Origin of the sequence: Legionella anisa, assembly GCF_001467525.1 — a bacterium.
Classification (GTDB): Bacteria; Pseudomonadota; Gammaproteobacteria; order Legionellales; family Legionellaceae; genus Legionella; species Legionella anisa.
Map to the genome: position 1 here is coordinate 42,648 of NZ_LNXS01000001.1, position 13,088 is coordinate 55,735.

Below are 13,088 nucleotides of genomic sequence, written 5' to 3' on the forward strand. Positions count from 1 at the left end.
CCGAAGTAGGCATTTGCTTTATTACCCACTTCGAAGACCTAGAAACAAAATTTGCATTTGAATGTTAGAAAGTTTGACTTTGGACCAATCCTCCAACTGGGTGGACTTCATCTTCTAATGCCCCCTCATGTTCTACATTAAGTCTTACTTCTTCTTGTATCACTTTCTTAGGCATTGCTTTCAGTGTTGCTTCATATGCTAAAAGTTCATCAAAATCTTCAAAACGTCGCATCATAACACTACTTTTGCCCTTTTCTTCAAGGATCATTTTGTCTAAGTAATCGATTTGTGGATTGAGTACTTCAATGGCTTGCGCTATCTCTCCTCGATGTTCGCCTAATTGCTCATGCAATGAAGTGAGCTCCCCGGTTAATTGTTCTTTAAATGTCGATCTAGCCAGCTTATCTAATCGATCTATTTCCGTTTCCTTTAGAAGATCTAAATTCACTTTACCTCGAGCAGCATTCAAAGCTTTCGCATTTTCTTCAATTTTAAGCTTGACTTTTTCGGGGTCGTCACTAACTAAAGTGGAAAGAAAATTGATAAATCCACCTTTCTCTTTTTTGTCCTTTGCTTTTTCAGCTTCCTCAAGCTGTGTCAGTAATGTTGTTTTCGTTTTTTCTAACTTCTGCACCAATTTTGTATTGTCACTGAAATTTTTGAAATATTCTTCAAAAACCCGCTTGGTTGTTTCATCAGTACAGTTTTGTAGAGCTCCAGGGTAATTTTGTGCGGTTAAACCACTAACTAATGTACGATTGCTAATATGCCCTCTTACTTCGGCCCGAAACGATTCATTATCATTTAAAACACCGTCGCTATTTAATAAATTGATATGAGTGTTAATTTTTGTGACTGTCTCATTAAATTGTTCCGGCAATCCTTCTCCAATTGGAAGTACACGTTGTTCCCCAGTAATTGGTCTTGAAATTTTTGTTTCAATGTACGTATGGAGACCAGCATGTTTTTCTCGCAAAATATGCATTTCATCTCTTTTCGATTGATGTTGTGCTACTAAGCTATCTAACTGAGTATTATAACGAGTAAAGCCTGTAAATACCTCTTCCTTGCCCGCTCCCTCAATGACTAAATCAAAATATTCGCTAAAGCCGGTATGGCCATGCTTAATTGAAACATGTTTTACACTGTCAACATCTTGGAGTCCGTTTAACGTTGTTTGAACTTGCTCCGCTTTCTTCGATAGATAGCGACTGTTATCCATCAACTCTGGATATTGCTCGCTTACCTCTTCTGATTTAGAAAGTAACTTATAGATTAATTCTTGTAAGAACTTAAGAAGTGATGAGCCATTATGTTGTAATATCCTTTTATGGCGAGCAAGACATTGATCGATCTCGGAAAATGCATACAAACTTTTATTATTTGTATGAATATCTTCTATTTCTGCTTTAATTGCTCGCCACTCTGCTCTCGCTTTTTTAGCTGCATCAGTTTGGTCTTTTTCAGGATATTTCTGCTGTATTTTTTTGTCCGTTTCAGCAATAAGTGATGAATACTTCTCATAATGTACATCAAATAAAGCTTCTTCACGGCATTCAGCTCTAAACGTTGGAGGCAAATCTGCGACCCGAGCCAAGTCATCAAAAGTCCTTATGGTATTTTTAATAAGATCACGTGTATTTTTATGACCGAAAGAAGGAATCCACAAATCCTCCAATTTGGCTTGGTGCTTTTGTAATAATCGATAAAGTTCTTTTATTTTATCCTGTTTTTCCGCAGGTTCCTTTGCCTCTTCAAGTTCTTTAGTAACATTGAGGATTTCTGCCACTGCTTTTTTAACAGCAGTCCGCTCTATAAAATAGAAGAATCCTTTCTCTTTCGCCCAAGAAAACGTTTGCTCCAAATCTTTAGCAAGTTGATTCGCCACTGTATCAATATAATCAGTTTGCAATTGGTTCATTATTCTAGGTAGTGATTGTTCCTCAACATCCTCTCCGGGCCCATTCACTTCATGATCCACTTCATGAGAAAAAAGCCCCTTAACCTGATTATAAACAGCAAGAAACTCGACCACTACCGGCTGCATGCGATTTTGTTCACTTAGAGATCCTTGTGCTTTAAGATCCTGAAAAGCTTTAGCAAATTGAGTAAATGTCTCTTCTAAGCGCTCATTACTTTCCGCCTTCTCCCCTTCCAATAAAGGAAGGCTAATTGTATCCTTTAAAGAGGTTCGCTCAGTCACATCATTGAAATTATTTGCAATTAACTTTAATTGTGTCCACGCAGAGCGTTGCTGCATTTCCAGGGGTACACCATCGGTTCCACCAAAGCGCAATACGGCAGCATCCGGATCCAAACCGGACTCTATACGTCTTAAGGCAAGTTCCTGTTCCTTGGCAGCTGCTTTTCTTTCTTCACGCGCATTCAATTTACTTAGCTTTAATTGCTCAGAAAAATCAATCTTGAGCATATATTCTGCACGCAATTGTTCAACAGGCACATTGAGCTTATTCTCCGTTTTTCCGCTTAATTTAACTCGAGTCTCAGCCCAAATCCTTGCCGCATCCACTTCAAAACTTTTTAATGCTGCATTAAGATCTTGAGTGATCAATTTTCCTTTAGGATCTCGACGAATATAAGGATTAGGATATGCTTTCTTTGGATCAGACTCTTCAAGTCTCAATCGCCATTGTTCAGTGAGTTCTGTGATCAATCCCTCGCGCATCAATAAGAGTGATTTTTTAAGCTCTTTACGCTCTGGCTCACTATGTAAATGATTCAGAAATCCTTGCCACTCATCAAATTGCTTCATGGCAACCTGTTGAATCATAGCAACTTCCTGGATAAAGTGTCGTTCAACAGCAGCTTCTTGATTCATTATTTTTTGAATTTTTTTCAGCGTTTTTGCCCGTTCAGCAGAAGACATTTTCATCAGCGAACCAAATTGTTGCCTATGGGGTATATCATTTTCATCATAGATAGCAACATATTGACCCACTTTTCCATTACGTGCTGCTCGACCAATGATTTGGCGTGTATTACGCTCAGTATCAAGATAAGCCTGAATAACAAATAAGCCATCGTCATGTTTTGGATCGATATCTGTCCCTCTACCAAGTAACGACGTGGAAATCGTAAAGACATTAGGTTGACCTGCTTTTTCAATCATCCGTTGACGTTCTTCTTCAGATTCCTCACCTGTAATTATTTGTAGTTCTTTTCCCTCAATTTGCCCTGCAGGAGAACCTAATTTGTTATATAAGTCACGAGCCTGGTTAATGTCTTTACAAATCATTAATACAGGTTGTGTTTGTTCACTATTTGTTTTTATAAGCGAATTATAGTGTTTCTTAATTTCATCTACTTGAGCCGTTTTTGATTTGGTGACACGGGTTTTTAATTCTTCGCGAAGATTTTTTTCATGAGGAGGAATACTAATCGCCTTTAAGCCATATTTAACCTGTTGTTCCATTAATTCATGAGGCACACCTACAGTACCTGAAATACCGATAATCCTACCTCGCTCACGATGAGCATCAATGAAATCCTTGGCTGACTCACTTGCAACAAATAACATTTCTGGATCAATCGGGAATAGACGCCCTTTTGTATCTTCTTTTTGTAAACGAGCCTGGAGGAATTGTTGTTCACTATTAGAAAAAATAGCGCCAATCTGTGGTACTGTATTAATTAAGGGTACAACGGTATATACTTTTTTTTCTTCTCCATTTATATTCCGTTTTTCCTCTTGAATAATATAATGGGTACCAGGGATTCGGCGCTTAGCGACACAGGCTGCAGTCAACCAATTATCAAATTTTTTATCTTCTAAACTGGCTAATAACTTTTTGTTTTCCACAGTACCTGCACGTTCATCCAAAAAGGTTTTAAGCTCTTTAATATCACGTAATCTCGTCCATACATCTCCTTTATCTGGATTAAGATTTTGGAATTTTTCCTGATCGATAAATTCATTAATTAATGGATACACCCAGGAAAAAGGATTATCTTCTGTGCCACCACTACCCTCTACTCCCATTGCCAAGTTAAAGAGTGTCTTATCTTCCAACGTGACATAATCTGACTCATCAAGAATTAAATGAGTTGCAATTTCGCGGCCATCAACCGTTGCAGTGAGTGATTCACCTTCCAGTTTGGCTCGTGAACGATATAAAGATAGATTAGCAACGTTCGAATAGTTAATACCGCCAACTTTATAAGTTCCAGCAGGTGAGTCAGAACGCACAATAGCCGATGGAATACCCATGCTATCGAAAAAGTTTACCGCACCTTTTTGAGTGTAGTCTTGGTCAACCAAGCCCATATTGGCGGTACATACATTAACCGTATCACCTTTTGCTTTTGCCCATTGTAAGGCAGCAAGTAATGCTGTAGTGATACTCTTTCCTTCACCCGTATTGATTTCCATTAATAAATTATCAGGATTATCCAGGGAGAGCAGCAAAGTAATCATTTGCGTTGTTCGCGGAAATTTTCCAGTACTGCGGAAATGCATTTCACGCATCACTGCCATCAATTTTAAATTAATCGCGCGTTCTGCTTCTGGAGTATGACCTGGAGTCCGTAATTGCTTGATTAACTCATCTGACAGTTCACGCAATTGCTCACGACTCGCCTCGATTAATTTGGGATAGGTTTTTCCATTAATCTCAAGTTGGAAATCTTTACCAATGGCGTTGATGTAAACAATTTGTTGGGTCAAATCATATTGTTGTTGCGGGGAGAGATTTTTATTTTCAAGAATACCTTTAATCCCCGTTATTACTGATTGAATACGGTTTGTCTCGAATTGATCATGAATGATTTCTTCAGTGGTTTTAACTTTACCTGTTTTTGGATCTTCGGTAGGAGCACGGCCAGATTTCGGATCTTTATCAAAATTTGTTATAAATTGATCAAGTGCCTGTTTATTATCTTCCAGTGCAGTCAATAGCTTATCTAATTTTGGGTAAGGTTGATAAGAAAATAAATTGGCAATTTGATCTAAAGATACATCATGTTTTACTAAACCTGCTTGCAGTGACTTAATCTGCTCGAGTGTTATATCGGTTGCAGTAGTTGAACGAGTAATAATTTTAATCCATTTCGCTTGTGATTGCGGATCTTCGGGTAAACTGTCAAGCAATCCTATGTAGGTTTGCAATTCCAACTCGTTGCAATGAGTACATTTTTTTAATAAAAGTGTGGTCAAAGGGACTATAGTCGGCGTGCTTACTACCTTACTCTCAATCGCCTTCGTTGTCGTGCTTATAAATTGGCTAATAACCTCATCTCCCACTTGTGGAGGAATGCGTTCGATGACACTTACAAGGCGGTTAAATAATTCCTCGGATTGCTCTTCATCAATATTAGGAATGGACTTGAGCGCTATCATTTGCCGGAGTGGAAAAAGTTCTGGTTTCGTTAAATTGTGATTTAAAGAAGCTTTTAACAACGCTTTATAAGCTTCAACACCCAGCGATTCACTTGACTTCACTAGAAGTTTGACTTGTTCCAAAGATTTTTGAATTGTTTCTATGCTGGGTTTATGTGTCTCTAAAGCATTTAAAATAATATTGAGTTGCGATTCAATCGACACATTAGGTTGTTCCAACAAATAACTCATGATTTGAGTCATTTGTAACATCTTAGGTATTTGGAAATGAGGCAGATTCGCAGGAGAGTTAATTAATGCCAGTACTCTTCGATAGTCCGCTTCATTACGATTTCTAATACGAATGAGTCCATTGGCAAATCCATTAACTATGTCAAAACGATCACTATATTCTTTTAATGCATTATCAATTGGTTTTCTATCATCGATCCCACCTAAGGCATCTGTTAGAAACTTATTAAATGGTTCATTAGCGGTTTGCAATACTTTGATTGAGCTATTTAGATTTTTCTTAAAACGCGCTTCAAGATTTTCTTTGAGTAAAACCATTAACGTTTTTCTCTCAAAGAACGCACCCAGTTTATCTTGATGCTCTTCCCCAGCCAGGTTTAGAATTTTTCCTCGTACAAAAGGTAAGACTTTAATTTTGGCAAACTTATAATCAAGAAGTTTCGCTGTTTCGTCGTCCAAATTTTTTAATTTTTGTAATGCCACTCCAAGGTCTACTGGTTCTATTGCTAAAGAATCTTTAAATTGATTGACTGCAGTACGAAATGCTACAGTATCATTTCTCAATATCTCTGCTGCACTTTTTTGCAAAAGCTTTGGTAAATTGGGTACTATATCTTCAGTAATAGCCTTCTCAATAAGCTCATTGAAGTTCATGTCTTTAAAGAAATCTTGAAAAACACCAACTAATCCAACCAATGATTCATTAATTGGCTCTTTACCAATTTTGGTATCTGGAAGAACATCTTGAACTAACTTTAATATAGCTTCTCGATTATTATATTCTTGAGGACTCTCTTTTATCGCAATTAAGATTTCTCGTATATTCTCAAGTGAAGGCAGAGACGTGGATCTGGAAATATCTACATCGCCCATTATTGAGAAGAATAGATCCCGTTGATCCCTTGGCAACCGTGCCAGTCCTGCCAAACCAAGAATTTCGTTACTTAGGGCCTCTCGATCTTTAAGGTCATCACTTAACAAAGAAAGCATCGCTACAAAGCGTTGCATATCTTCTATACCTTCAGGATTTGACTCAAATATACCTTGTATTTGATTATACTCATTCCCTATAAGTTTTTCTTGGAAGGGTGGTCTCGCTATAATATCGAGCAAAGGCATCAAAGGTAGTTGGGTTATCTGATTATTACTTTGTGCTTCCATGATTTTTCGTTGCTTGATATTATCAAGTATTAGGTAAATTTTATCTCCATACCTTTCTAGTTGACTTAATACCGAATTAAGCTTGAAATTAAAACCAACTTCGACATCCACTTTAGATAAAAGATCGATAATTTTTTCTAATTCAGCGGGAGTGGGTATACTCTGAGAATGAGTGTTTTTTAAAGAACCCAAATACTCCACTAATTTAACCCTAACATTTTCCTCCATATTTTCTATATACTTAAGCAGGGATTTTACTTCAGCCGCAGGATCATTGATTTTCTTTAAGGCATTAGGTCCTGTAGTGATTAATGCAATCACGCCAAGCAATAACCCCTTATTTATCTCTGGCGATGCTCCTCCTTGTAGAAATGCCGTATTTTCATCAATTACTTGTACAATTTCTTTATAAGTATCTAATGAAAAAGCCCATTCTTGTTGACCAATAGAGCGATAAAAAAATTCAAGCGATTTTCTATAATCAAAATCTTCAGCATTGAAAGTGAACGTTACCGCTTGGAAAAACTGGGTCGCATCTCTAAATGGATACTTTAAACGATCACCCTCATTTTCTGGTTTTATTCCCATTTCCTTGGCTACTAACTTATAACCATCATATTGACTGGCATGATAAGCACCATAAAGACCATAATCCAAGCCTTCCAAGCAAGCTAATTGCTCCTCTCTATCACTTGCATTACGAAGAATAGTTAATGCTCTATCTAACGCTGGCTTCATATTTCCAAAATTCTTGATAGGACAAGAAAGTGGGAGTTTTTTAAGTCCTAATTTATCGACCTCTTCGAGAAAATAACTGTATGCTTCGAACAACTCATTAAAATCGGTAGGGGCTCCTGCTTTTTGATGTTCTGTTATAAGGGATTCCCACCAAGTCAATTGTGGCCCAGTCAAATTGGCCATTTTTTCTAAATTTTTCAGGCCATGCTCAGTAAGCAAAGCGTCATAATTAAAGTTGTTTTGCAGAAAAACTTTATCAAATGTTGCAAATATCTCTTTATCTTTGAGAATGGACATTTGCTGCAAAAATTTTAATATGCCCTTATCACCGCTATTTATTAGTACCCTGGCAAGTCCCTGGTACTGTTTATCACTAAAATTAAATGAACTGAGCCAACTTTTAATCATTTCCAAGCGTTGCGGATCATTGCCTACTAATTCAGCTAAGAAAAACTGGAATGCCCCCTTTATTTTTGATGGAGTAGCACCCGTTAATTCTGCGAAGCGTTTTTTGTAATCCTTCGCATTTGGGTATGCCTTATTAAACTCTGAATTTTTGCCATTCAATGCAGAATTTATGTAAGCTGGCGGGAGGTTTTTTCCAGCAAGAAGCTGCAGAATAAACTGCTGATGTGAACCAGTTGGTTCAACAGGTTCAGTCAGTTTCAACGTGAGCGGATTAGTAACATTTTGATATTGAGGGGCAGGACTATAGCGTAATATTTGGGTTTCATCGCCTTGTTTTTCTATATAAAAACCTGAAGGTAAATTGTCAAAGACCAATCCATAACTAAATTCAGTATGGTGGCGAATAATCGCCTCCATTGCCTCTCTTTCTACAGCCTCAATACGTTGTTTCTTTTGAGCTTTCTCAGCACCTTGACCTACCAGATTAGTCCATATTTTATTCAAATCAATATTTTGGCCAGGATAAACTTGATTGGTAAAATCTCTTAGTTTTTCCTCAATATTAGCTTGAGTTATCAACTCACCATGAGGATTTTCGTCGCTTTGAGCTTTAACAACAAGGTCGAGATTCGCGCGCTCTCGTTTTTCACGAGACTTCCGATTCGTAGTTTGTTGAACTGTTTGTTGTTGCTGTTGTTGCTGTTGTTGCTGTTGTTGCTGAATTTGTATGCCGCTCTCTTTTACCCCCCTAACTAAATCTATCTTGGCTTTACGAAGGCTTTTTTCAGCAGGCTCTTTCCCTTTTACTTGATCTTTTGGATCGGGGTGTTTTTGGCTGAATATCGTTCTTTTGGCAACTATATAGGCATCGGTAAGAAGTTTGTTTTGCTCAACTTGCGGAGTCAAAACCCCCTGGTCTTCTTTTTGCACGTTTATTTGAAAAGCAACTTTTTGTTTTTTAATAACAAATGCCAGTAACTGGGCAAATTCATCTTCTTCTAGCACCTCAGTACAACGAACAGTTAAAGAGAGTAAGGGTTCAGATTCATCTTTATTTTCATATTCACGATCCAAATACTCAAATACAGAATTTAAATCTTCAAATGAGACACCATTTACAAAAATTGTCATACTCTTGCTCCATCATTCATCGAGACTGAATAATAATTACCATTTGGCTTTTTTATTTGACCTATTGGTTATAATTATAGCAACCAATACATTAAGGAATGCTGAACAACTAAAATAAGAGGATTTTTGGAAGAGAATCATAGGCTTGGAAAATGAAGTACAGATAATTCTGCGCCATCGAATTTAAAGAGCAGAGCAAAGTAATCTATACTTAAAGATGCAATCAACCAATATTAAGATGGAAAACATGAAACAAACAGGGATGGTGCTGCAAGGAGGCGGGGCGCTAGGGGCTTATGAGTTCGGTGCCTTAAAACGTCTTTATGAAAATCCTCAATTTTCACTTGATATTGTTTCAGGAGTTTCTATAGGTGCTATTAATGCTGTAGCCCTTGTCGGATCTAAAGATGATCCCATCGCGACTCTTGAGGCAATGTGGGAAGAGTTTACGATTTTTTCATCTCCTTTTCTAAATGATAAATTGAGTTCTTATTTGGCTTTATTTGGTAATCCATCCTTTTTTTATCCACGAACTGACTATTGGAATGTAACAGATTGGACTAGTTTCTATTTTACTAAGCCCTTAGAACAGTTATTAGAAAAGTATATTGACTTTAAAAAGGTAAATAATACCTCTACGCGTTTAATTCTTACTGCAACAGATATTGAAACTGGAAAGGTAAAAACGTTTACAAATCAAGGTAATGATCGAACAGAAATTACCCCTTTGCATGTTTTGGCAAGCGGCAGCTTACCTCCTGGTTTTCCTATGACCATGATAAAAAAAACATATTATTGGGATGGAGGCTTATTTGAAAACACACCGCTCTCCCCTGTTTTAGAATGTCTTGATCCTGATCCCGCGGTAAAAAAGCAAATTATTGTCGTCAATCTTTTCCCCAGCCAAGGTAAAATACCTGCTAATATGGCTGACGTTTTTGACAGAATTTTTGAAATTCAGTTTTCCAATAAGATCCGATTTAATAAAGACTTAACGGAAAAAATTAATGAATACATCGAAGTAATCAATGAAATTGATAAAGTTATACCTCCTAATAGCCCCATCAAAAAGTTACCAGGATATCAACGTCTAATCAATTACAAGTACATTGAAAATATTCTTTATATTGAAAATAAGGACCCCGAAAATGTAAGCGCACCCTTTGATTTTTCTTCTAATACAATCAAAAAAAGAATCGCTGCTGGTTATCGAGACGCAAAGAAAGCTTTAATAGCCCTTAATTCGTGAACAGACCCTACAAATCAACAGCAAAAATTGCTGCCGAATCCTGAATAACAAATAACTCAAAAGATCGAACTGACCCAATTGGTTATAGAAAATACAGTCAGGAAACCTGTATAATAATCAATCTATGATTATTTAAGGTTGTTTTTGCACCATAGAACTTGTTCTGGAGCCTAAGCCCCCTTTTAGGAAAATTAAAATTTTTCACCTTAGTGAGGTTTATGTAATGAAAATTTCTAAATTGAGTAGACCAAGCATTTTAATGCTCGGCTTGGCTGGTTTGTTCACTGTGAGTGGGTATGCTTTTTCACAGACTCAGTGTCAGGGTGGCGGCATGTCAGTGAGCTTTGACCTATCAAAAACCAACAACACACATATTGAAAATAGAAACACATACATTGTAGTACTCGGTATTGACCCAGTCACCAAAAAACATGCTTATGTAAAGTTTAATAATGGAAATCGTGTTGGTACCCTTGTTGATATTACTGATATCAATATGAATGGAAAAAACTATGGTATTTCATTGTCCGAATTAATCCCTAATTCAGGAGGAATGGCACAAGCCTGCATACCTCATCTTACCTCGGGCAGAATTTATATTTCTTTTGGAAATACTCTGGATATGCCTACAGATAAGGACACTCTAACCCCAAAACAACCCGATGTAAACAATCCTCAAACCACTACAAATGGTACACTTTTTGATAAGGTCGAGTTTAATTACAGTACCAGTGGCGAAACGGTTATTAACCCGACTGGCGTCGATTTTATTGCCATCCCTTATACAATCAAACAAGCAGGTCATGAGTATGGACATTTTGGCGGACTTGATGGTGTCATTAAAAATATGAAAACAATCATTTGCCGTTCTGCAGGTGAAACAATGGATTCTCCTGAGTGTACGCAACGGTGGAACCATTCGGAATGGTCCAGTCTGGTTGTTTACAACTCAGCAAACGCCTTAATGCGAGTCGATGCTCCTGGCAGGTTTGGCAATCGATTTAGTGGATATTTTACCAACTATATCAATGAACTAAGCAGGTACTATTCTTCTTCTATAAATCGTTCCATTAAAATTGATTTAAGCGAATTAAATAAAGGTATTTGGTCAGGAGCTTTTGAGCCCAGCAGTCGAACATTAGTTTTTTCACGTGATGGCGAGTCCGGCTCTGAAACCTTGTCTTATAATCTGGGTTCACCACAAGCCAGTAATTCAATTTTGATGGGGGCGCAAGCACCATTTAATAATAAAAACGCTGTGGATGCGACTATTGCACGCGATCTGACCTCTGCCATTGTTTCAGGTATGTTAATGCGTAAAGAATCAGCCTTCATCGGTAAGAATTTCTTTGATTCAGAAGGTAATCCAGTGTTTAGAAATAAACAGCAAATGCAAGAACTGTTAAAATACTACTTCAACAACGTTGATTATTCTGTTGACTATGTTGTAAATCAATGTGGCGCTACTAAAGATGCTCCCTGTGTGAATGTTTATTCCGAAGCCATGCATGCGTTGAGTTTTGATAAAAATATCGATCATCCACAAAATAGCTATTTAAATTCCTACGCTTTTTCCTATGACGATTTTCTAGGTATGGATGGTACAAATACACAGACCGATGCAAAACCTGCAACGGTAGTGATCGGTGATATGAAAAATCGAAAGATTCCACATATAGATCCCTAACAGATAGGATATTTCATAGAAAGTAACCCAAAGGAGAGTGCCTGTGGATTTTCAACAGGAACCCTTTGGGTCGTAGGGAAATGGCATTGCTCATTAGATTAAACAATTGCTTTTCTCGGGGTTTAACTTTTGAGTACATTGCTGGCATTACTATGATACGCATCTACGATATAATCCACAAAAACACGATGCTTTCGCGACATGTACTTCGGTCTTGGATGCACGAGCCACACAGACATCGGAAGGGGTCTAAAATCTGCCAAAACCTCTACAAGCACGCCATTTTCAATGGATTTCTGAAAAAAATAACGAGGCAAAAATGCAATTCCAACTCCCTGTAATACAGCCTCTAATACCAAAGCGGAATTATTGAGACGTAAATTTCCATTTATCGAAATTGAGCAGACTTTATCTCGAGAATTAAAAAACCACACATCCACTTCATATAAATTAATTTGATGAATAATGCAATTATGTTTCCTTAAGTCATCAGGTTTTAGAGGTATACCATATCGTTTTAAATAATCTGATGTAGCACAGCATATCATTTGGTGATCGATTAATTTTTTTGACTGTAGGGTGCGTGTATTTATTTCTTTATATCGAAAATAAATATCATAAGAATCGTCAATCAAATCAGGAAAAATATTACTTTTTATAAATTGAATTGTAATTTGCGGGTAGTCCGCTAGAAACCGAGCAATGATTGGCAGTAGTTCAAAATAGCCTGAATAAACAGAAACGGATAGATTGAGTGTTCCGGAAGGCTCTTTTATGTTGTTTGCGATACCTCCTCTTAATTCCGCAAGAATTGTAGGAATATTTTGACAATGCTTATAACAATATTCACCGTATTTTGTCAGTGAAAATCGTCGGGTATTTCGCTTCAACAAGGTCACTCCAAGCTTTTCTTCAAGATTGGCCACTTTTCGAGTAACAGAAGCAGGAGAAATTTTTAATACAGATGCTGCCCTATAAAAACTATTACTATCTACGACTTGAAGAAACACTTCTATATCTGACAACACAGCAATCCATTGTTTCATTTTTGAAAAAATATATTACGAAAATATCGGATTGATTGCTATAGCAAAATAATGGAAGAATATTTTTCGAAAATCATAACA

General features: G+C 37.1%; 4 protein-coding genes. 2 read left to right on the plus strand and 2 right to left on the minus strand.

What is annotated here, in order from left to right; genetic code table 11:
- Window positions 1–64: 64 nt before the first annotated feature.
- Window positions 65–9,025, minus strand: coding sequence for a hypothetical protein (locus tag Lani_RS00205; RefSeq protein WP_058388345.1), 8,961 nt, complete (start codon window positions 9,023–9,025; stop codon window positions 65–67).
- A gap of 247 nt (window positions 9,026–9,272) precedes the next feature.
- Between Lani_RS00205 and Lani_RS00210 the strand changes: the two genes are divergently transcribed.
- Together Lani_RS00210 and Lani_RS00215 are read left to right on the plus strand one after the other, a co-directional pair.
- Window positions 9,273–10,274 (plus strand): patatin-like phospholipase family protein, encoded by a 1,002-nt coding sequence (locus tag Lani_RS00210; protein ID WP_040522433.1) that lies wholly within the window; start codon window positions 9,273–9,275, stop codon window positions 10,272–10,274.
- Between the two features lie 223 nt (window positions 10,275–10,497).
- Window positions 10,498–11,961, plus strand: coding sequence for a beta-1,3-glucanase family protein (locus Lani_RS00215; protein ID WP_019233320.1), 1,464 nt, complete (start codon window positions 10,498–10,500; stop codon window positions 11,959–11,961).
- 122 nt (window positions 11,962–12,083) lie between these two features.
- Here the strand turns inward: Lani_RS00215 and Lani_RS00220 are convergent, their stop codons facing one another.
- Complete coding sequence (locus Lani_RS00220; RefSeq protein WP_040522419.1) at window positions 12,084–12,989, minus strand: LysR family transcriptional regulator; 906 nt, start codon at window positions 12,987–12,989, stop codon at window positions 12,084–12,086.
- Window positions 12,990–13,088 lie beyond the last annotated feature (99 nt).

Excerpts from the sequence above, each read along its gene's own strand:
- Lani_RS00210 (WP_040522433.1), top strand. The coding sequence starts at position 9,273 with ATGAAACAAACAGGGATGGTGCTGCAAGGAGGCGGGGCGCTAGGGGCT.
- Lani_RS00215 (WP_019233320.1), top strand. The coding sequence starts at position 10,498 with ATGAAAATTTCTAAATTGAGTAGACCAAGCATTTTAATGCTCGGCTTG.
- Lani_RS00205 (WP_058388345.1), bottom strand. The coding sequence starts at position 9,025 with ATGACAATTTTTGTAAATGGTGTCTCATTTGAAGATTTAAATTCTGTA.